General features: G+C 38.9%; 19 protein-coding genes. 3 read left to right on the top strand and 16 right to left on the bottom strand.

What is annotated here, in order from left to right; all coding sequences use genetic code 11:
• Nucleotides 1–185: 185 nt before the first annotated feature.
• The 3 genes from JET18_RS02175 to folK form a co-directional block, all read right to left on the bottom strand.
• The gene (locus JET18_RS02175; RefSeq protein WP_202090671.1) at nt 186–1700 is read right to left on the bottom strand and encodes an OmpA family protein; all 1515 of its coding nucleotides are present in this window, start codon (nt 1698–1700) and stop codon (nt 186–188) included.
• 68 nt (nt 1701–1768) lie between these two features.
• Nucleotides 1769–2878: an outer membrane beta-barrel protein gene (locus JET18_RS02180; RefSeq protein WP_202088988.1), complete on the bottom strand. Its 1110-nt coding sequence runs from the start codon at nt 2876–2878 to the stop codon at nt 1769–1771.
• Nucleotides 2879–2896: 18 nt separating this feature from the next.
• Complete coding sequence (gene folK, locus JET18_RS02185) at nt 2897–3313, bottom strand: 2-amino-4-hydroxy-6-hydroxymethyldihydropteridine diphosphokinase (RefSeq protein WP_202088989.1); 417 nt, start codon at nt 3311–3313, stop codon at nt 2897–2899.
• Nucleotides 3314–3333: 20 nt separating this feature from the next.
• Between folK and sppA the strand changes: the two genes are divergently transcribed.
• Nucleotides 3334–5088 carry a signal peptide peptidase SppA gene (gene sppA / locus JET18_RS02190; RefSeq protein WP_202088990.1) on the top strand — a complete coding sequence of 585 codons (1755 nt, stop codon included), beginning with the start codon at nt 3334–3336 and terminating at the stop codon, nt 5086–5088.
• 77 nt (nt 5089–5165) lie between these two features.
• Here the strand turns inward: sppA and JET18_RS02195 are convergent, their stop codons facing one another.
• The 6 genes from JET18_RS02195 to rpmB all read right to left on the bottom strand — a co-directional run bounded on the left by JET18_RS02195 (nt 5166) and on the right by rpmB (nt 7627).
• Complete coding sequence (locus JET18_RS02195; protein ID WP_034723756.1) at nt 5166–5426, bottom strand: GlsB/YeaQ/YmgE family stress response membrane protein; 261 nt, start codon at nt 5424–5426, stop codon at nt 5166–5168.
• Nucleotides 5427–5493: 67 nt separating this feature from the next.
• The gene (gene ftsY, locus JET18_RS02200) at nt 5494–6447 is read right to left on the bottom strand and encodes a signal recognition particle-docking protein FtsY (RefSeq protein ID WP_202088991.1); all 954 of its coding nucleotides are present in this window, start codon (nt 6445–6447) and stop codon (nt 5494–5496) included.
• 9 nt (nt 6448–6456) lie between these two features.
• Entirely contained in the window at nt 6457–6924 is a 468-nt protein-coding gene (locus JET18_RS02205) for a RidA family protein (protein ID WP_202088992.1), read from the bottom strand.
• A gap of 98 nt (nt 6925–7022) precedes the next feature.
• Nucleotides 7023–7175 (bottom strand): DUF4295 domain-containing protein, encoded by a 153-nt coding sequence (locus JET18_RS02210; protein WP_002976755.1) that lies wholly within the window; start codon nt 7173–7175, stop codon nt 7023–7025.
• Between the two features lie 20 nt (nt 7176–7195).
• Nucleotides 7196–7378, bottom strand: coding sequence for a 50S ribosomal protein L33 (gene rpmG / locus JET18_RS02215; protein ID WP_062649719.1), 183 nt, complete (start codon nt 7376–7378; stop codon nt 7196–7198).
• A gap of 6 nt (nt 7379–7384) precedes the next feature.
• Nucleotides 7385–7627 carry a 50S ribosomal protein L28 gene (rpmB, locus tag JET18_RS02220; protein ID WP_002976757.1) on the bottom strand — a complete coding sequence of 81 codons (243 nt, stop codon included), beginning with the start codon at nt 7625–7627 and terminating at the stop codon, nt 7385–7387.
• 239 nt (nt 7628–7866) lie between these two features.
• Between rpmB and JET18_RS02225 the strand changes: the two genes are divergently transcribed.
• Entirely contained in the window at nt 7867–9579 is a 1713-nt protein-coding gene (locus tag JET18_RS02225) for a T9SS type A sorting domain-containing protein (RefSeq protein WP_228728468.1), read from the top strand.
• Nucleotides 9580–10306: 727 nt separating this feature from the next.
• On the opposite strand, the gene lnt is transcribed toward JET18_RS02225, so the two are convergent.
• Nucleotides 10307–11941, bottom strand: coding sequence for an apolipoprotein N-acyltransferase (lnt, locus tag JET18_RS02230; protein ID WP_202088993.1), 1635 nt, complete (start codon nt 11939–11941; stop codon nt 10307–10309).
• A 55-nt stretch (nt 11942–11996) separates the two neighbouring features.
• Between lnt and JET18_RS02235 the strand changes: the two genes are divergently transcribed.
• Nucleotides 11997–12419 carry a VanZ family protein gene (locus tag JET18_RS02235; protein WP_202088994.1) on the top strand — a complete coding sequence of 141 codons (423 nt, stop codon included), beginning with the start codon at nt 11997–11999 and terminating at the stop codon, nt 12417–12419.
• Here JET18_RS02235 and proC read toward each other — a convergent pair.
• The 6 genes from proC to JET18_RS02265 all read right to left on the bottom strand — a co-directional run bounded on the left by proC (nt 12400) and on the right by JET18_RS02265 (nt 20589).
• Complete coding sequence (gene proC / locus JET18_RS02240) at nt 12400–13203, bottom strand: pyrroline-5-carboxylate reductase (protein WP_202088995.1); 804 nt, start codon at nt 13201–13203, stop codon at nt 12400–12402. The two genes, JET18_RS02235 and proC, sit on opposite strands and share 20 nt — an antisense overlap.
• A gap of 69 nt (nt 13204–13272) precedes the next feature.
• Nucleotides 13273–13827, bottom strand: a complete 555-nt coding sequence (locus JET18_RS02245) for a hypothetical protein (RefSeq protein WP_202088996.1) — start codon at nt 13825–13827, stop codon at nt 13273–13275.
• Between the two features lie 65 nt (nt 13828–13892).
• Nucleotides 13893–15041 (bottom strand): cytochrome-c peroxidase, encoded by a 1149-nt coding sequence (locus JET18_RS02250; RefSeq protein ID WP_202088997.1) that lies wholly within the window; start codon nt 15039–15041, stop codon nt 13893–13895.
• A 3-nt stretch (nt 15042–15044) separates the two neighbouring features.
• A complete protein-coding gene (locus tag JET18_RS02255) occupies nt 15045–16568 on the bottom strand; it encodes a DUF6850 family outer membrane beta-barrel protein (protein WP_202088998.1) in 1524 nt (507 codons plus the stop codon).
• 19 nt (nt 16569–16587) lie between these two features.
• Nucleotides 16588–17814 carry a DUF4876 domain-containing protein gene (locus JET18_RS02260; RefSeq protein ID WP_116012774.1) on the bottom strand — a complete coding sequence of 409 codons (1227 nt, stop codon included), beginning with the start codon at nt 17812–17814 and terminating at the stop codon, nt 16588–16590.
• 21 nt (nt 17815–17835) lie between these two features.
• Nucleotides 17836–20589, bottom strand: a complete 2754-nt coding sequence (locus tag JET18_RS02265; protein ID WP_202088999.1) for a TonB-dependent receptor — start codon at nt 20587–20589, stop codon at nt 17836–17838.
• Nucleotides 20590–20625: the final 36 nt, after the last annotated feature.

Genomic DNA, 20625 nt, shown 5'->3' on the forward strand with positions numbered 1-20625 from the left:
TTAATTTAAATGATTTTATTTTTGAAGTGATTTATTCTTAATAATTTTTATAAACAGCTCAAATGTATGTAATTGCTTAAGTAGATTTGACCTGAAAAATAATATAAAGGTAGGTAAAAAATTTCGTAGTAAAAAAAATAACCGAAAAGAATTGTTCTTTTCGGTTAATATAGATGTAAGAATTATTATTTCTTTTTCTTCTTAATAGATTTCTTTACAGGCGCATCTTCGAAGTCTTTTTTCTTGATAGAATCCCAGTCTGAACTCTCTACAAAACGTACCGTAACTTTTCTGTCTGCCAATCTTTCAGCATCGGATGCTGTGGCTGGAACTACTGCTTCCGCAGAACCTACCCCTTTGGATTTTAAGACATTTTGATTTACGCCTCTGTTTTCCAAAGCAGCTACTACAGCCGCGGCTCTTTCTCTGGACAATTTTAGATTGTACGCAGCATTTCCTTTGATATCAGTATGTCCTGTTAACAGATAGTTACCACCTTTATCATTAATGATTTTGGCAGCAAGGTCTAATTTATCATTAGATTCAGGTCTGATGGTTGCTTTGTTGAAATTGAAGTATATATCTTTAAGATTTTGTTCTATTTCAACAGCGGTCTGGTTGTTATCTACTTTTTTAACTACCGGACATCCGTTGTTTTCTACAGGTCCCGGAACCGTTACACACTTGTCGTAAAGATCAATTACACCGTCAAGGTCGGTATCAAGAGCTACACCGGCACCATCCACTCTTGCTCCTAAAGGTGTATCAAGCTGTCTGTCCCAATCGTCACAGATGGCATCCTTATCAAGATCTCCTCTTTTGCATACTTCAATATCCTGCTTTTTGGTAGCCAGAACATCAAGTTTGTAATAGATTTCCTGAAGCGGATCATGCCACATTAGGTGAGACTCGTGTTTTCCTAATTTCAATGAAATACCTAAAGTCGCATTGAAGAAGTTGTCAGATACCTGCTCTTCACGTTTGTTGATTGTACTGTATTTGTCACCGCCTCCATCGAATTCATCATCACCGGTTACCACATACATCAATCTTCCTTCAAGGTCAATTCTGTTGTTGATTTTATACTTTAAACCGGCACCAGCCTGCATGAACATAGATCCAAGCTTGAAAGGTTTAACCTCAGTCGCCAGTGTTTGTCCTTTGATGTCTTTCTGGTAAGCTCTGTACGCAATGGTACCAATCCCTGCATACCCGTGAAGTGCCCATCTGTAAGGAGAATGGTTGTCAACTCTTCTCAAAAGGTTAGAGAAATTGATGTCTCCCAATAAAGAGATCGCATCATACTGAGTTCTTGCACCTACCGCTTTCGCATCCGGAGCAGCATCTTTGGTATTGAACCATCCCTGTCTTGTTTCACCTCTGTCGTACTGTAATTTCAAACCGAATGCATGGGTAATCGCTTTGTCAATACTTACATAAGCAGAGTATCCGAAAAGGTTTTTACCGTTACCATTCTTGATGGAAGTTAAATCTGCAGACTGAATCAGTGGTACACCGGCACCAGCTGAGATCGACCAGTCGTTAAATCTTTTTGATTGATTGGTAAATGGGGAGACATTTGCAGAACCGGAAGAAAATGTATTCGGGTATTCCCCTGTGGAAACAGCCGTAGAGTCCTGAGCATAGCTCACGAAAGGAATTGCCAATGCTAAAGCAGCAGCGGCTAAATTTAATTTCATCATGTATTTATGTTTTAAAAATTTTTCTTCAATTGAAGAAAGCAGTCTTTCGACTGCTTTTCATTGTATTATTTAGTGGGGCATCCGTTGTTTTCAACAGGCCCGGGAACTGTTACACATTTGTCATATAAATCGATAACTCCGTCAAGATCCATATCCAAAGCAACACCAGCACCATCCACTCTTGCTCCGGCAGGAGTGTCAAGCTGTCTGTCCCAATCATCACATACTCCGTCATTATCTGCATCACCTTTTTCACATACCACAAGATCCTGAGATGCATTTTCTAAAACGCTTGTTCTGTAGTAGGCTTCCTGAAGTGGATCATGCCAGGTTAAATGAGATAAATGTTTTCCCAGTTTGAAGGTAAGACCTAAGTTTACCGTCCAGGCATTATCAGATCTTGAATCGCTGATCATGTTATATTTGGAACCTGCAGTTGTAGGATCATAGTCGTTGGCTTCAGCCCATCCGCCGCCATCAAATTCATCATCACCACTGATGACGTACATGGTTCTGGCTTCAATATCGATAAGTTTTGAAACTTTGTATTTCAATCCTACACCGAACTGATAGAATAGGGAATTAATATCGAAATCCTGCTTGATAAATAAAGGAACTCTTTTAGGAGTTTCGCTCCATCTGAATTCATTAGCGTCGTGCAGCGATGTATTGTATCCCTGGAATCCAATCCCTGCATACCCATGGAAAGCCCATCTGTAAGGAGAATGGTTATCAACTCTTCTTAATAGATTAGAAAAGTTAACATCTCCCATTAAGGCAAGCTGGTCATATTTGGTTGTTGCTGTAGCAACGCCCGCAAGATTACCTGCAGTACCATCAAGTTTTCCTTTCTGCTTAGTTTCTCCTCTCTGATAGATAAGGCTCAGTCCAAAGACGTGAGAAATCTGCTTATCGATACTTACGTAAGCATTATATCCCCAGTTTACCTTTTTGTCATAAAAAGACGTAAGATCAGAATGCGCCATGAATGCAGCACCTCCACCTACGGAGATAGACCAGTCGTTGAAACGTCTGGCTTTGTTGTCAAAACGCTGAACATTAGCAGAACCTGAAGAAAAAGTATTAGGATACTCAGTAGAAGAGTTTACTGTGATACTGTCCTGAGCGTAAGTCGCTATAGGCAGTGCGGCCAATAATAATAAACCTAATTTCATATATGTTTTATGTTTTATTTAGATAAAATCTTTCAATAATATTCTAGAAAATTCCCTTTCAAACAAATGCTTTTGATGGGGTATTTCTAATCTTTCTGATTTGAAAATCAAATCATTATACTTAATGATGTCAATATCTATTATTCTATCGCTATAGCCTCCAGATGATTTTGAATCATTAATTCTTCCCATCTCAATTTCTATATTTTTAATAAAATCAAGCAGTTGAATTGGAGAAAGATGCGTGAATATTACTGCTGCAATATTACAAAAAATATTAGAACTGACAAATTCTACAGGGTCCGTTAACAAAAAATCGCTGGTTTGTGATATCTGGTTTCCACCTTCATTTATCTTCTGTAAAGCGTGCTCTACATTTTTTTTTTGATCTCCGAGGTTACTTCCGAGTAACAAAACGACCTTATGCTGCGACATATTGGAAAATTGATTGATTTATGAGAAGTTTCTTTAAAAACGTCCTGGCAAATATAGTGGCAATTGTCCTATTATGCGCGGTATTTTTCGTCTTTTTCATTATGATGATTGTCTTCAGCTCCATGGGGAATGACCAATCTGTTGCTGTGAAAAAGAACTCTGTTCTGACGATTAATTTAAAAACTAATATAATAGACAGCCCCACTGAAGAAGAAGCGGGACTGTTCAACATCGGTGACAGAAACAAAAGCGTTCTTCTGTATGATGTATTGGAAGCGATTAAAAAAGCAAAGACCGATGATAACATCAAAGGAATAAGTATTGAAGCGGATGATCTGCATGCAGGACTTACCCAGATTGATGATATCAGAAGTGCTATTGAAGACTTTAAAAAGAGCGGGAAATTTGTATATGCCTACGGAAATGCCGTTTCGCAGTCTGCTTATTATTTAGGATCTGTAGCGGATCAGTATTACCTTAATCCGTCAGGAATGATTGAATTGAAAGGTCTGGCTACGGAAGTTGCATTTTTTAAAGATTTTGCTGATAAATATGGTATCGGTATAGAAGTAATCAGACATGGAAAATTCAAGTCTGCGGTGGAACCTTTTTTAAGAAATGATATTTCTCCGGAAAATAAAGAGCAGTTAAGTACTCTTTTAAATGACATCTGGAAAAATACTTCAACTAAAATGGCTGTGTCAAGAAAAATTGATACTGCACAGTTCAGAACGGTTGTAGATAGTTTATATGGAATGATTCCTGAATTGGGACTGAAATATAAACTGGCTGACAAACTGATCCAGAAAACGGAATACGATCAGATGATCAAATCAAAACTGAGTCTTAAAGAAAAAGAAAAACTGAGCAAAGTATCATTATCAGGATATATCAGTTCTTATGCAGACGAAGATAAGTCAGGGGAGAAGGTAGCTGTACTGTATGCCTCAGGAGGAATTAACAATGGTGATGGGTACAACGAGATCTATTCTGAAAAATACATTAAATACATCAAAGATCTTCAGAATGATGATAAAGTAAAGGCTGTGGTTTTCAGAATCAATTCGCCGGGAGGAAGTGCCAATGCTTCAGATGAAATTTTATTCGAACTTCAGCAGCTGAAAAAGAAAAAGCCTCTCGTGGTTTCTTTCGGAGACTATGCCGCTTCAGGAGGATATTATATCGCAATGGCTGCTGACAAGATCTACTCGGAGCCTAATACGCTTACAGGATCTATCGGGGTTTTCGGAGTGATTCCTTATTATAAAGATATAGCGAACAAAAACGGGATCCGTTCAGATATTGTTGCTACCAATGCCAATTCCCAGTATTATTCTCCTTTAAACGGGGTTACGCCTTACGGAGTAAACCTGATCACGAGAAGTGTAGAAGGAACGTATAAAAGATTTGTGCATTTTGTAACTCAAAACAGAAAACAGACTTTCGAGCAGATCGACAGTGTAGGAGGAGGAAGAGTATGGAGCGGTGTCCGTGCCAAGCAGATTGGTCTTGTAGACGAATTGGGAACACTGAATGATGCGATAAAATTTGCCGCTCAGAAAGCAGGTTTAAAATCTTATCATATTTCTTCTTATCCTAAGAGAATGACACCATTTGAACAGATCTTCAAAGATCTTAATGAAGAGGATATTTCTGCAAGAATCATTAAAAATAAGATAGGAAAATCCAATTATGAAATCCTTCAGCAGATCACGAATGAAAAACTGCAGTCTGAAGTGAAAATGGAAATGCCTTACCAGATTAAAATCGACTAAACTAAATTATATTGTACAGAAAATCCCGGGTCTGAATTTCAGATCCGGGATTTTATTTTTTTTAATTACCTGTAAGTTTAGCTTTTCTTTGTCGCCATTCCGTAGATCCAGAGAACAATCAATGCGCCTCCGATAGCCAGGATCCAGCTTCTTGGATTCCAGAACGAAGTAACATCTCCCCAGTGCAGGACGTAAACTCCAATAGCACCGCCTACGAATGCTCCAATAATTCCCAGAATAATAGTGATCAGCCATCCGCCTCCCTGGTTACCAGGCATGATCATTTTTGCGATAGCTCCAGCCAGCAGTCCGAATATAATCCATGTTAAAATTCCCATAGTTGCAATTTTTTTAAGTTAATATGTATTGATGTTTTTGCTAAGTTAAGGGAAAACATGATATGAATCATCTTTTCTTGAAGAATGAGTCAACAAATTCCGTACCATTGAAAAGCTGAAGGTCCTGCATTTTCTCGCCTACACCTATGTATTTTACCGGAATCTGGAACTGGTCTGATATACCTATAACAACACCGCCTTTGGCTGTTCCGTCCAGTTTTGTTACGGCAAGTGCATTCACTTCAGTAGCGGCTGTAAACTGTTTCGCCTGCTCAAATGCATTCTGTCCTGTAGAACCGTCAAGAACCAGAAGAATCTCATGAGGTGCATCAGGAATTACCTTCTGCATTACTCTTTTGATCTTGGAAAGTTCGTTCATCAGGTTGATCTTATTGTGAAGTCTTCCTGCGGTATCAATGATCACTACATCTGCATTTTGGGCTACAGCACTCTGTACGGTATCAAAAGCTACGGAGGCAGGATCGGAACCCATTTCCTGCTTAACGATAGGAACGCCCACTCTTTCGCTCCAGATGGTCAGCTGGTCTACTGCTGCCGCCCGGAAGGTATCTCCTGCTCCCAGAACTACCTTTTTGCCTTCAGTCTTAAACTGGTGAGCCAGTTTACCGATTGTTGTTGTTTTTCCTACACCGTTTACGCCTACAACCATGATTACATAAGGCTTCTTACTGGCATCAATATTTCCGGTACCTGCATGAGGATTTTCAAGAAGCAATCCTGAGATTTCTTCGCGGAGGATATTATCAAGTTCACCTACCCCTACATATTTATCACGGGCAACACGTTCTTCAATTCTTTCTATGATTTTGATGGTCGTGGATGCGCCTACGTCAGATGCAATCAGTATTTCCTCAAGGTTATCCAGTACTTCATCGTCTACTTTGCTTTTACCGACTACGGCCTTCGTCATTTTTTCAAAGAAACCCTGGCTGGATTTTTCCAGACCTTTGTCTAATGTCTCTTTTTCTTCTTTTTTGAAAATATTTTTAAACCAACTCATAGTTCATTCTTATTTGTTTTTTATAACTGCCGTGGCTTCCACTTCTATAAGGACATCGTCTCTGAAAAGACGGCTTACTTCCACAAGGCTGCTCACGGGAGGATTTTGAAGGTTGATGTGTAAGTCACGGATTTTTCTAAAGTCCGGTGTTTTGGATATATCAGTAATAAAGATTCCCAGTTTTATAATATCCTTTCCCGTAGCTCCGTATTCTTTCAGGATGTTTTCAATATTTTTAAAAACCTGCTCAGTCTGCGTTTCAACGTCGTTTCCTACGAGATTACCGGCAGCATCCAGCGGAACCTGGCCGGACAGAAGAATCATTTTGGAAGATCCGCAATCAATGCTTGTTGATTGTGAAAGTCCTTTGATGGTAAAAACTTCCGCCGAGTTTTTGTATGCTATAGGGCTCATCTTTTTCTGACTGAATGAAAATAGAAAAAATTCTGTGAAAACCAGGATAAGAATCTTTTTCATATACAGGATATTTAATTGATTAATAATCTGGTGAACAAAGATAACAAAAAAACTACCCAAAATATGAGTAGTTTTTTATATTGTAAATAAAGTGGAGATTATTTCTTCAAATAACCGTCTACTTCGTCTGCATTCATTACTTTTTCTTCGAAAACGTAAGCACCTGACTTAGATGACTTAACCATTTTCACAACTTTAGTCATTTTCTTTGACTGACCGCTTTGTAGGGTTGCTACTACTTTCTTTGCCATGGTAAATTATATTTTATAAATTACTTGATTTCTTTGTGAACTGTAACTTTCTTAAGAACAGGATTGAATTTTTTCAATTCCAATCTCTCAGTAGTGTTCTTTTTATTTTTAGTAGAAATGTATCTAGACATTCCTGGCATTCCGCTCTCTTTGTGCTCTGTACATTCAAGGATTACTTGAACTCTGTTTCCTTTTTTTGCCATGATTTATTAATTCTTTTTAATCAATCCGTTTCTAGTAGCTCTTTCAATAGCTTCCTCGATTCCAATCTTGTTAATCACTCTCAATCCATGAGCTGATACTTTCAGTGTTACGTGCTTATCCTGCTCCGGAAGGTAAAACTTCTTCTCTAATAAGTTAATTTCAAAACGACGCTTCGTTTTGTTATTAGCGTGAGAAACGTTGTTACCAACCATTGCACGCTTTCCTGTTATTTGGCAAATTCTTGACATATCTCGATGTTCTTATTTGTATAATATTTGAGAGTGCAAAATAACGAAGAATTTTTTAGATAGACAAATCTTTTGGAAAATATTTGAAAATAACTAGCTGATTAATAATCATGATTTTAAAATAAAAGAAATCCCGAAACACGCTCAGGCAGGTGACTGATATATTTCATGTAGACTTTCTTTTAAAAGAATATCCGAATGCTTTACCTTTGTTTTTAATTAATCTAAATAAAAATAGAATGAAGAGGATTTGTATTCTTTTATCCATGCTTCCTGTTGGGCTTATGGCGCAGGATTTCACAGAAGTCCAGACCGGAATGAAAAATTTCTACTACGGATCGGCTCATGCAGCGGATATGGACGGTGACGGAAAGCAGGATGTAGTGATCAACGGAGCTATAGATACAGATGGTGATGGAAGCGCAGACACTTCTTTTAATGAAGTATACAAAAATAACGGAACTTCTCTGGTGCCTTATGCGGACCTGGGAATAGATGCGACCCATCTGGGGGATATTAAATTCATGGATTTTAATAATGACGGTCTTCTGGATATTATTTCAACAGGGCTGAGTTATAATGATATCGTTAATTATAAGCACTACAGATTCCGGAATACAGGAACAGGTTTCATGAAAGAAGCTGATCTTCCGGGAAAAATCTACGGATCTCTGGAAGCTTTTGACTTTAATAATGATGGTAAAACAGATTATGCCATCAACGGAACACAATATGTAGACGGAGTAGGGTTTCTGAATAATCTTGATTTTTACAGAAATACAGGAACCGATTTTGAAATCTTTAAAGGCTGGCAGCCGGGAACCCAGAACGGGAGCTTTAAGTTTGTGGATCTTAATAATGACAATCTTCTGGATCTTGTTATTCTGGGGGTAGCTCAGGGTGATGTTCCGGTGGGTAAAGTCTATCTGAACCAGGCAGGAACATTGACGCTTTCGCAGGATCTTACTGCTTTGACGAGCGGGAAAATAGATTTTGCCGATTTCAATGCGGACGGTTATCAGGATATTGTGATCTCAGGCCAGGATGATAATTATACAGGTTACTTAGCCGTACTGATGAATGATGGAACAGGAAACCTGACCGAACAGAGAATCAATATTCCGGAAATTGCGGATTCATCTGTTGCTGCAGGTGATGTGAATAATGACGGCTACTATGATTTCATTGTTTCTGGGAATGATGAAAATACCAATGCGGTTGTAAAAACTTTTTTATATAATCCTGCAAATCAGAATCTTACTGAAAATATACCTACAGGGCTGCATACTTTAGGAGGTCCGGGTTTTGTGAATCTACTTGACTTTGACAATGACCACCGTCTGGATGTTTTATTGGCCGGATTTGATTGGGCAGATCCGGGCATACCTTCACTTACCAAAATTTTCAAAAATACTTCTACGGAAGTTAATCTGAAACCTGTACCTCCTGCAGTCCTTAATGTCACAAAAACCGGAAACCGCTTTACCTTCTCATGGATTGGAGCTTCCGATGATAAAACACCAACGAATGCACTCCGCTATGAAATTAAAGTTGGCTCTACGCCGGGAGCAGCCAATCTCGCAAAATATATTGTAACAACGCCTTCGTGGTTCCTGGATCTGGATCCTTCCATTCAGAATGTGTACTGGAGCGTAAGATCAATAGATGCTGCAAAAGTATTCTCTGACGCTTCTGTTCAGAATACATTGGGAGCCCGTGATGTAAAGGTCAACAGCAAGATTTCAATTTATCCGAATCCTGCCTCTGAAAAAGTATTCATTAAAGGAGATAAGGTTTCAGAAGCTGAAATGTATGCCATGGATGGTAAAAAACTGAATATTGTCTTAAATAATGACCAGTCCATCAAAGTGTCTCATCTTCCGAAAGGAATTTATCTGCTAAAACTGAAAATTAAAAACGAAATAACCACTCAGAAACTAATGATTAAATAAATTTGAATTGTTCTATTAGTAAGAAAAGCCAGCCGTCCAGCTGGCTTTTTGTTGAATGTATTTTTTGTGCGCTTTGTTTAAATCCTGGTGTTTCGTAAATAAGTGAAACGCCTTTGTTTATCTTAATTTAAAGGAATAAAAAATCAAGTCTTTGTTTTTCCTTGTGTTTAATAATCGCAAGGATAAACAAAGTTTTTGAAGTGAAAATTTTAATAGAGATAAACAAAGGCATTTCATTTAAAAAAGTAAAACAATGATCAGCTAATCAATATTGTTTTGAAAATGTGCAGCAGTAAAACTTAGAATTGCCACAGCTAAAAATCTTTGATTTTTTTAAAACTTATGTGAACTTCTTCTTCATACAGCCTCTAACTTCAAAATAACTTAAGTATTTAAAAAAAACTTTTGAGACTTTTGTGGTTATGATTTTTTATGCCCACGGATGCCACGGATTTTCACAGATGATTGTGTTTATTTGTGAAGATTATTCGTGCTGTTTGTGGTTAAAAGAATTGAAGTGGGAGGGGGCTTCGAGAGCCTCAGCCCCCATAAATATTTGTCATCAAAATGATCGTCGTAATGAAGTAAGTATCCTCTAAAGGGAGGTGAGGCACCCGAAGCTCCCTTTGTTGTTATGAATTTTTTTTCACCACAGATGCCACAGATTTTCACAGATGATTGTGTTTATTTGTGAAAATCATTCGTGTTATTTGTGTTTAATAACCTGCTATGCCTTTTTGATCTTATGTCTGAATTTTTCAATTAAAAAGTAGAACAGTAAAAATCCTAAAGCAAAATAGGAAAATCTTGTTAAAAGGTCTCCTGTTCTGGTATAGAACGTCATGGTTTCATAAAGATTCACTTTCGCGAATAAGGTGGTTTTGTCACCGTAGAAAGTATCGGCTTCTATTTCTCCTTTGGCATTGATATGGGCAGAGATTCCGCTGTTCGCAGCACGGGCAATTTCTCTTCTGGTTTCGATGGCTCTCAGCCTTGCGTAAGATAAAAGCTGTCTGTGGCCTTCTGTAACGCCCCACCAAGAGTCATTGGTCATGATACCGAAGAAGTTGGCTCCTTTTTTCACGTAATCGGTGGTGAATTCTCCGTAGATGCTTTCGTAACAGATGATAGGCGCCATTCTTCCTTTATTGTAAGGGTTAGAGAATGATTTTCTTTCCTTATCAATACCTAAGGAAGCTACCGTTCCGCCCAGATTAAGCATGGCATCACCCAGAAGAGGTTTTAAAACACTCATATAAGGGAAGATTTCCACACCCGGAACGAGTTTTCCTTTGTGATAGACCTGAACCTTCTGCTGCGGCGCAATCTGAATTGCGGTATTATAGCTTTCCACCCAAAGATCAGGATTAAGCTGGTAGGCTTCTTTTGGCTTCTCTTCCTGGTTTTTATAGAAACGGTGCGAAGAAATTCCGGTGGCAAAAACGGCTCCCGGATGTTGGGTTAAAAACTCTTTTATATTATTTAAAAGAAGACTCTTTTCGAAAGCGGTTTCGGAGATGGATCCTCTTCCCGGAAGTGCGGTTTCCGGAGCCATATAATAATCGATTTTCCCTTTTGAATTGTTTTCTGCTAAAGCTAGCAGGTCTTTTTCAATGGTCAGGCTGTCCTTTGAATACTTTTCAGCGTAAGGATCAAGCTCCGGCTGCAGCATCAGTACGTTGACCTGTCCGGAAGGCTTTTCATCAAAATTATTGTATTTGACCAACGAAATAATCATCGGAAGAATAATTAAACCGGCCACGATGGAAATATTTCTGATCAGGTCTTTTCGTTTTCTCCCGGCTTCCCAGGTTCTTATGGTGTAGAAAATTAAAACATTGATTACCAGGATCCAGAAGCTTCCGCCCGTGGCTCCCAGGGTGTCATACCATTGTATTAATTTAGGATAATCTGAAAATACATTTCCTAAATTCAGCCAAGGCCAGGTAAGTTCCCAGTTCAGGTGGAATTTTTCAAAACTCATCCAGATCGCTACTAGGAATCCCAATCCCCAATAGGTTCCCTGTGCATTTTTGTACCAGTGATAGCATTGGAAAACCAGTGAATACAAAAAGGAATTCACAAGGACCGGAAATACCACAGCCATCATAGAATGGCTTCCATCCGGGTTTTTTGAGCCGTACAGCCAGCCTGTCGTTACAATATTCCAGATCACAAAACAAAGGTAGGATAGCCCGAAAACCATCCAGCTTTTTCTTTTGTATGCAGAAAATTTTGAGATTCCGTGTTCCATCATCAATAAAGGAACAAGGGCAAAAAATATAAAGAACGGAACTCCGTAAGTAGGCCACGAGACAGACAGCAGCATCGCTGAAATGAGCGTAAGTAAAACGTATTTCATTAAATTAATTTAACACACAAATTTAATGTTTTTGAAATGAATAAATTTGCACCTAATGTTAAAGAAATTTTATAAAATTATTATTGTACCGTATACACTGTTTTTGCTCTACCTCATGTTTTTGGGAATGGGCAGATTTCAGTATGAAGATCATCTGATCACTGTGGCACCTATTTTTTCTACATTAGAATTTATTCAAAACAGTATTGATTGGAAAGATATTGTCATTATCGTTCTGGGCAATATCATTATGTTTATTCCTTTTGGATTTCTGGGCTGGGTGTTTCCCGGGTTAAATAATCTGAAAACCCTGCTTTATTCCTTTATTTCGGCTATCGTCATTGCTGAGGCACTTCAGTATTTTACCCGCATGGGAATATTTGAAGTAGATGATGTTATTTTCAATACTTTTGGAGTCTGGCTTGGGTGGCTGCTTCGAAAGTTTTTAGAAAAAAGATTTAGCCGTTTAGTTCTTTAGCCCGTTTTTCAGCATTAAGAATTCCGCTTTTCAGAATGTCTTTGAAGTTTTTGTCTTCAAATGTTTTTAAAGCGGCTTCAGTGGTTCCGCCCTTGGAAGCCACGTCCTTAATAAGCTCTTCCAGACTTTTTTCAGAATTGTTGATCAGGTGATAAGCGCCCAGCATCGTCTGCTTCACGAAAAGCTGAGAAAGATTTTCCTCAATACCCATTTCTACGCCGGCCTTGATCATGGCATCGATAATATAATAGAAATAAGCAGGCCCGCTTCCCGAAAGTGCCGTAACGCCATCCAGAAGGTCTTCATTTTCAAGATAAACGGATCTTCCCGTACTGTTCAGTAATCGTTCAACATTGATCAGCTGGCTGAATGAAATACCGTCTGCAGCCGTGTAACCGGTAATTCCCATTCCCAAAAGGGTAGGAGAGTTCGGCATGGCTCTTACAACAAGAGGGTGGTTTAATAATTTCTGAATTTTTTCAATTTTAATTCCGGCCATAATGGAAAGAACCATCTGGTTTTCTTTCAGTGTAAATTTGAAATTCTGAGCCACATGCTGGAAATCCTGAGGTTTTACGGCTACTATGATAAGATCGGCATCCAGTTCCTGGGTTTCTTCGAAAGTGGAGATTTTAGATTTCGGGAAATCTTCGGCAATTTTAGAGATTTTAGTCTCGCTGCGGGTGATCAGGTGAAGATGCTCCGGCTTGATCAGTTCGTATTTTAAAAATGATTTTGAAAAGGATAAGCCCATATTTCCGGCTCCTAAAATAGCTATTTTCATATTGGTGTTCTTTATTCTTTACTCTTTATTTTTCACTATTCACTCTCAACTCTTCACTCTTCACTTTTTTTACTTCAGATATTTTCTGAAAACTTTAGAATAGTTGTCGTTGAAATTAATAAGATCTATACTTTTAAAAGAAATTTTCCGGGGCTTTTTATCAATTCTGCCTGCCGGATCGTAGTTGTTAATGAGGACCGACTTACTGCTGACTTCTAAAATTTCACCAATCGAAAATAAGAATTTTTTATTTTTTGTGCTCTCAACAGCGCAATGAAAATCCTGTTTTTTTATGGATTTAAAAAGAGATTCGGGACTGTCTAAATTCGTTTTGTGAATAATATCTTCATTAAACCGGATCAGCTTTTCATCTGCATAGATAGCCTTTGAAATTTTATCGTATATATTGTTGCGGATCCCTCTGACTCTGTGATAGGGAACAATTTTAGTCCCTGCCAATGTAAAATCATGAGTTTCTTCCATCATGAGAAAATCATCGGAGAATTTTACCGGAAAACCATAGATCGCAGAATCATCATCAAGAGTAACTTTGACAAAATCTATATTACCGATATGTTTCTGGATTATTTTTTTAAATTCCTTTTCTGAATACTTTTTAGCCATAATCCCGATATTTTTAGCTAAAATAAAACTATTTAACCAAAAATAAGGTCTGAATCAGGTTAAATCTATTCCGTCGGGAATTCCGGGCGTCTCATTTTAAATTTTGTCCCTGAAAGAGATTCCAGGAAAGAAACGAGCGCTTTGGTTTCTTCTTTCGTTAAGTTCAGAGGCTTTAATAAAGGGTCGGTAACAGGGTGCATCGGGTCCAGCTTCTTTTTTTCAGGGCTGGGGTCCAGCTGGTGCATTCCGCTGTTGTAAATATTCACAACCCCTTCAAGATCGCTGAACAGTCCGTTGTGCATCCATGGCTGGGTAAGCATCAGATCTCTTAATTGCGGGGTACGGAATTTACCCACATCTTCAGGCTTTTTGGTAACGTCGTACAATCCCAGATCCTGGTATTTCTTTTTGTAATACGTAAGCCCAATGTTGTGGAAAGATTCATCTGTAAGATATTGCCCGTTATGACAGTTCATGCAGCGGGCTTTGGTACGGAAGATATGCATTCCGTAGATTTCTTCGTCTGATAAAGCATTGTATTTTCCTTCCAGGAATTTGTCGAAACGGCTCGGCTGGCTTTTGATGGTTTTCTGGAAATCGGCAATCGCTTTTACAATCCGGTCATACGTCACTTTATCTGTGCCGTATGCTTTTTTAAACAGTTCTTTATACCCTTTCACGGCCTGTATTTTGGCAGGCAGGGTTTTTACATCCATGGCCATTTCGTGATGGGCGCCCAGCGGTCCGGCAGCCTGCTCTTCCAGGGTTTTTGCCCTTCCGTCCCAGAAAAACGACTGGCGTTCTGAAATATTATACAGGGAGATGGAGTTTCTGTTTCCTAAAAGATGGTCGCTTCCCAAAGCAACACGTCTCCGGTCTGACCAGCCCATTTCAGGATCGTGGCATGAGCTGCACGAAACCTGGCTTGATTTGGATAATTTAGGATCAAAGAAGAGCATTTTACCTAAAATAACACCAGGCTTATCCTGCTCGGTGAAAAAAGCGGTATCATTTTTAATGGGAGCGAATTCTTTCCATTGCACTCCGTAATCGATATCAGGTTTCGGCCAGTCTGTGATGGCTTTTTTGTAGCTTTTTACAATATCCTCAATACCCGGATCCTGAATATTCGAAAGATCCTGATTTACTTTAGACGTAAAACTCCACAATACCAATAAAACCAATCCTAAAACCCAATATATACCTCTTTTCATCACTTAAAATGTTATTCCGATACTTCCTCCTGCAAAATTATTATTTTTTTCCTGAATTTTTTGTGATTGATACTGTGCACTTATAAAGAATGCAGGCAGTTTTTCAAGCTTAAAGTCATATCTCAATGATGCTCCGAATGTGGTGATATCACTCGCCTGGAAATTGAAATCCTGAAGAATCCATTCGTTGACCCCGGCATTTGGTGTGGTTGCCAGTGCATTGATAGATTTATTCACCTTTCTTGTGGAAAAATAAGGCTGGAATGTCACCATCTGACGGTCATTGATCTGCTGTTTTACATCTGCATTGATCCCGAAATAAGTGTAAACAAATTTCTGCCCGGCATCAGGAAATAATCTTCTTTCTTTGATGTCCTCACGTCCGAAAAAAGGAACTGCTGTCACCGAAAAATTATCTTTGGTGTACTGATAGAAACCTTTTACGGTAGTTTCATAATTTTCCCTGCGGAAGGATTCTCTTTTAAAAATCTGGGTTAAAGCGACGGTATTCAGGGAATAGCCATATTCGGAGCCGGTATTTCTTGCTGCTCTGTAGTTGACCAATAAACCTAATCTGTGTTTTTCATGAACCGTGAAGAACTTGGCGCCTTCTATTTCAAGGTTTTCATTCTTCAGATCAGAAATATCAAAGAAATTATTGGAACCGTCATTATAACTTTTCATATTGTTACCCGTTCCTGCGGATGCCTGAAGGTAAAAATCCCGGCCTCCGTTTCCGGAAATCTGAATTCCTCCTTTGTAAGAAAATTCTTCAAACGTATTTTTCGGCAATGTTCCTCCATTGAAAAGATAGTTCGAAAAACCAAAGCCTGACATCTGATAGACGTAAGGTCTGCCCAATAAGCTCTGGAAGTTCACAGAGTTGTTCTGGGTATATTTATTCAGTTCACCGAAAATACCGATTTCGTAATCTCTGAAAACCTTGTAGTTCAGTCCGGCATTGATCTTCAGATCAGAAGTGGTGCTTCTCATTCTCGGATCTCTTGAACGGTATCCAAGCTGTGCAGAATAACTTACCTGTCCGGCAAGGGTCCAGCGGTTCAGCTTTTGGAGATAACCACCGGCAAACTGATAGCGTTCAAGGTTTAATTTTCCTCCTACAGAATCTGCTGTAGTGTAAGGGGCAACGCGGTCATAATCTAAAGTTTCATTCCATTTTACGGAATTGACTTTTAAGTTCTGATAACTTGCATTTCCCCAGACATAGCGGTTGGGCTTTAGTTTTTGGAAAGATTTTGCTTCTACCGTTAAGCCTTTGCTGCCGCTTCCCAATTGCTGGCGGTAGCTTTTTTCATTGTTGTCATGATATCCGGCATTAAATTCCGAGAAGGAAACAGAACTATAATCCGACATAGCTGCCGGATTATAGTAAAAATTATTTTTAAAATTTCTTTCTGTGCTGTACTGGTTGTTCAGGGTTTTGAAAAGACTCAGGCTGTCCTGAGCTTTTACCGACAGCGAAAACCCGATCAGCAGTAAGAAGAAAGATCCTTTTGTATGCAGCATAATAAAGTAATCTAAACTTTTAGTGTACAATACCGTTTTTCAGACTTGGTTCAGAGTCTTTGGTGAAGTCATTAGATGAATTGTTGGTATCCATATAAAGGTTTTTACCGTTGTCCATCTGTCCTGTTACTTTACGTCTTACAGATTTTCCGAAACGGGTTGGGTCCTTGTCAATGGTTCCTACCGATGTCCATCCTCCGTCGATACTTGCTGAAGTCAGAACATGAACAAACTTGGTTGAAATACTGTTGTTCACTCCATCTATGATCCATGAGTTCGGAATAGCATAGGCGCTTTTTGAAGTAACTCCTCCCGCACTGTTCTGGTACGTGTAATCGTATTTGAAATTCGTAAGGAATGTATTTTCATCTTCTCCGGCAGGGAAACGTGCGATAATATAGCTTTCAAATCCACGGTCGTGAAGGAAGAACATATTGAAGTTCATCTGTGAATAAATGATCTTTGCATTCGGTACAGAAGGGTTGTCCACTTGTCCCAATGCAGGGTTTACAGACGGGAATTCAAAATTTGCGTTGTGAAGGTCATATGCTGTACTTGTATTGGCCTGGTGATTAATGGCATTGTCTGCAATAACGATGAAGTCACCTGGCTGTACCGGGTATTCGGTTCCGGCTCCCGGTAAAACCATCACTGCTTTTACTGCAAATGAAAGGTTTTTGCTGTATGGAGTAGGGTTTTTGTCATCCGTTGTCAGGAATTCCGACTGTCCAAGAATAAGCTTGTCAGCGTACAATACTTTTTTCGTATTGTTGGTTAATTTGAAATAACGGCTTGAATTGTAGTTTTTACCGTCAGAGGTTTTTACCCCGGTAAAGAAAACTTCCTCAATCACAAAGTCTTCATGGAATTTTTTAAGAATCAACGGAATCTCAAGATTGGTGATCAATGTTGCGATGTCAGTCTGTGCAGAAGCACCCACTCCGATCTCATCATTGCTGGAAATAACCACCCCGTTTACTGTAATTTTATAAGAACCGTAAGGAACCTCGAAAGTATGGATGTTTTTGTTTTGTATGGTTTGTTTAATGATCGCTCCCGTGTTTACTTCTTTCAGCTCTACATCAATGGTTTTGTAAGAAGAAATATTATCTCCCGAAAAAGACAAAGTTAAAGCTCCTTTCTGGGCCGTTGTTACTCCGAAATCATCATCGCTGGAGCAAGAAGTTACCGTAAATGTAGCGGTCATCATTGCTGCTAAACTTAATAGTATAACTCTTTTTTTCATGTTGTTTTCTTTTGATATATATTAAAAATTATAATTTAATTCCATTCCGAAATACGGGGTATTCAGTCCTTTTCTGTACACTTTTACATTGTTGAAAGTATAAGGCGCACTGTAATTGAAAAGTCTGTTCACAAACAGTGAAGTCTTTAAGGCTTTGTAGATGCTTTTCGTTATTTTAATATTTCCGGTAAGCGTAAAAGTGGTTAAACGGTCTAAATTATCGGTTACAGACACATTTCTTACCAGCCACTGCTTATAGATATCAGCTCTGTCGGCATCCGTGAAAGGGTGGATGATGCCGTCTGCTCCATAATAGGAGATAGGCTCAGCGATTCTTCTGTCATTGACTCTGTGATCATAAAGGCTTCCCTGTAAAGACGCTGAAACAATCAGATCCAGGCTTGGAAGATAAGTATCGATCAGTAAATTGTAGTTGATGTTGGAATTATTATAACCATCATCATTTTTATAAATTCCGTAATAAGGGAATGGTCCTACCCCAATTGATACACTTGGTTTGAAAGCAAAAGGCACAGAATTTCTGTACTGCGTTTTAAACCAGGCACCGGTAAACGTAAACCTTGTATTAATCGCTTTGATCCTTGGGGAAGTATACCCGAATTCAATACCCTGTTTTAAAGTCTCGCTTCCGTTTTCGGTAACCAGATATTCACCAAGGTTTGTTTTTAATTCATAAGGTACGTTCGTAAGATCCGGACCGTTAGGCGTCCATTGGGTAATATCTACCTGCGTAGCATCATACTGCTTGTAGGAATGAGCTGCTGTATGAACCATATTACGGAAACCGTTGTTCATATCTTCTTTAAAATACGTAACGAAAAGCTCATGGTTTCTGTAGCTCAGGTCAAGACGGATTTCCTTTTTAATACTTTTGGCGGCTTCAATAGCCTTATTTTCTCTCGACTGAACATACGTCATGAAATTAACGTAGCGGTAGCGCTCATCGTTATGATAATAATTCAGCTGGGTGTAATCCCAGTAATCTTTGTTCGGGTAAAGCATCAGAAGTGTTGGCTGCTTGTAGAAAAGACCGTATCCTAAAGTAATGTCCGTTTTCAAAGGATAATTGTTGATCATCAGATGCGGAAGATTGTACTGGAAATTCAATCTCGGTTCTGTAAAAACTTTTTTGCTGATGGCAAATGATTCATCGATCCCGAAATTCTTAGATAATCTTAAACCTGCATACAAAGTAAATTTATGCTGATCAAGCGCATAGCTCATCTGGTCACCGAAAAATGCAGATAAAAGATTGGACGCCGGAAGCTCATCATAAGCTCTCGGTCTCTCTATATTGACAGAGGCAGACGGAGGCGTTCTCATATCGTATTGCAAGCCTTTTCCATTGTTTTTTGAATACCTCCAGTCAAGTCCGGCTTCATAATTATGGGTAATTCCACCTGTTTTTCTTACGCCATTCGCTTTGAATAATGCGGTGATATCCAAAGGTCTTCCTTCCGTTGAAAAATTCGCCACATAACGAAGGTTCGGATAAAATCCTACATTTTCGCCCTGCTCAGTAGCCAGAGAGAATGAACGCGGGCCCGAAAGCTGAATCAGTTTTACCTGTTCAATCTTTTCAAAACCTTGACGGATAGCCGTGTTTAAAGTCAGTTTATTGAAGAAAGAAGCTTTGTCCAGCTGATAAATGAAATTGTTGGTCAGGCTGATTCTCGTATTGGTAGATTCGTATTTATCTGTTGAAGGATATCCGTTGTCCGGATCGTATTTTAATTTGTCAATATTCGTTGAAAAGTCAATATTCGATCTCCATTCCAAAGGTCTGCCCCATAAATTTGACATTTTTTTGGAACGGATAGAAGCTGTGATCCGCTGGTAATTTTCAAATTCATTCGTAGGATCAGATTTGGAATCAAGATAATCCGCACTTGCACTCAGCTGCCATTTATCTGTAATTTTAAAACCCTTGCTTACATAATACTGTTTGCTGTACCCATCCGCTTTGAAGCGCGCCTGTAAAGGGGATTGTCCTATTTTTCGTTCTATTTTGATCAGTCCGGAAGTCAGGTCACCATAAGATGCAGAAGGAATTCCTCTGATGATTTCCACTTTTTCAATATCATTCGTAGAAATCGTTCTCATATCTACGCCGGAAAAAGCCGTTTCTCTGCCCATAGGAGCCTGTAAAAACTGCTTTGGGTCCACTGAAAGCTGCAAATCTGCATTGGAATTAATGATGTTGTCATCCACGATAAACTGAACACCCAGTGATGAGGTGCTGTATTTATCACCCGAATGGCCGCCTGTATTTTCTCTCAGGGTAGCTTTATTGACACCGTTTAAAGAAGGAAATTTTGCCAGTCCGCCGGGTAATAGTTCCATCAGATCGGTGAAACTTGACGGCTGTAAATGCTGCATCGCCTGCCTGTCTATCACAGATTTGGTGGTTAATCCCTTACTTTCCTTAGAGAATATAACGACCTCTTCCAGTTTATTGACAGGTTTAAGATTGATGGTAATATTTTGTGCAGAAGTAACGGTAATTGCGATTTCCTTATCCTCGTACTCCGGATATGAAATTTTAAGCGTATGTTTTCCTTTTGAAAGAGGAATGCTTGTATTTCCGTCCTTATCTGTGGAGGCAGAGATCTGGTCAATAACAACAGAAACTCCGCTTAGTTCTTTATGATCTTCATTTAAGACTTTGATGCTGATAGGAGATTTCTCTTCCTGGGCATACAAGAACTGGGTAGAAAAAATGAAAAAAAAAGCGAAATATAAAAACCTGGTCATTTGTATTTTGTCTAAATAAAATTGACCGCAAAAGTA

It is taken from the genome of Chryseobacterium endalhagicum, assembly GCF_016745235.1.
Taxonomy (GTDB): domain Bacteria; phylum Bacteroidota; class Bacteroidia; order Flavobacteriales; family Weeksellaceae; genus Chryseobacterium; species Chryseobacterium endalhagicum.

Bases quoted from the DNA above. Each gene is read 5' to 3' on its own strand.
- JET18_RS02250 (WP_202088997.1), bottom strand. From the start codon at position 15,041: ATGAAAAGAGGTATATATTGGGTTTTAGGATTGGTTTTATTGGTATTG.
- ftsY (WP_202088991.1), bottom strand. From the start codon at position 6,447: ATGAGTTGGTTTAAAAATATTTTCAAAAAAGAAGAAAAAGAGACATTA.
- JET18_RS02245 (WP_202088996.1), bottom strand. From the start codon at position 13,827: ATGGCTAAAAAGTATTCAGAAAAGGAATTTAAAAAAATAATCCAGAAA.
- JET18_RS02175 (WP_202090671.1), bottom strand. From the start codon at position 1,700: ATGAAATTAAATTTAGCCGCTGCTGCTTTAGCATTGGCAATTCCTTTC.
- JET18_RS02210 (WP_002976755.1), bottom strand. From the start codon at position 7,175: ATGGCAAAGAAAGTAGTAGCAACCCTACAAAGCGGTCAGTCAAAGAAA.
- JET18_RS02225 (WP_228728468.1), top strand. From the start codon at position 7,867: ATGAAGAGGATTTGTATTCTTTTATCCATGCTTCCTGTTGGGCTTATG.
- JET18_RS02205 (WP_202088992.1), bottom strand. From the start codon at position 6,924: ATGAAAAAGATTCTTATCCTGGTTTTCACAGAATTTTTTCTATTTTCA.
- JET18_RS02260 (WP_116012774.1), bottom strand. From the start codon at position 17,814: ATGAAAAAAAGAGTTATACTATTAAGTTTAGCAGCAATGATGACCGCT.
- folK (WP_202088989.1), bottom strand. From the start codon at position 3,313: ATGTCGCAGCATAAGGTCGTTTTGTTACTCGGAAGTAACCTCGGAGAT.
- lnt (WP_202088993.1), bottom strand. From the start codon at position 11,941: ATGAAATACGTTTTACTTACGCTCATTTCAGCGATGCTGCTGTCTGTC.
- JET18_RS02255 (WP_202088998.1), bottom strand. From the start codon at position 16,568: ATGCTGCATACAAAAGGATCTTTCTTCTTACTGCTGATCGGGTTTTCG.
- sppA (WP_202088990.1), top strand. From the start codon at position 3,334: ATGAGAAGTTTCTTTAAAAACGTCCTGGCAAATATAGTGGCAATTGTC.
- JET18_RS02180 (WP_202088988.1), bottom strand. From the start codon at position 2,878: ATGAAATTAGGTTTATTATTATTGGCCGCACTGCCTATAGCGACTTAC.
- rpmG (WP_062649719.1), bottom strand. From the start codon at position 7,378: ATGGCAAAAAAAGGAAACAGAGTTCAAGTAATCCTTGAATGTACAGAG.
- rpmB (WP_002976757.1), bottom strand. From the start codon at position 7,627: ATGTCAAGAATTTGCCAAATAACAGGAAAGCGTGCAATGGTTGGTAAC.
- JET18_RS02235 (WP_202088994.1), top strand. From the start codon at position 11,997: ATGTTAAAGAAATTTTATAAAATTATTATTGTACCGTATACACTGTTT.
- proC (WP_202088995.1), bottom strand. From the start codon at position 13,203: ATGAAAATAGCTATTTTAGGAGCCGGAAATATGGGCTTATCCTTTTCA.
- JET18_RS02265 (WP_202088999.1), bottom strand. From the start codon at position 20,589: ATGACCAGGTTTTTATATTTCGCTTTTTTTTTCATTTTTTCTACCCAG.
- JET18_RS02195 (WP_034723756.1), bottom strand. From the start codon at position 5,426: ATGGGAATTTTAACATGGATTATATTCGGACTGCTGGCTGGAGCTATC.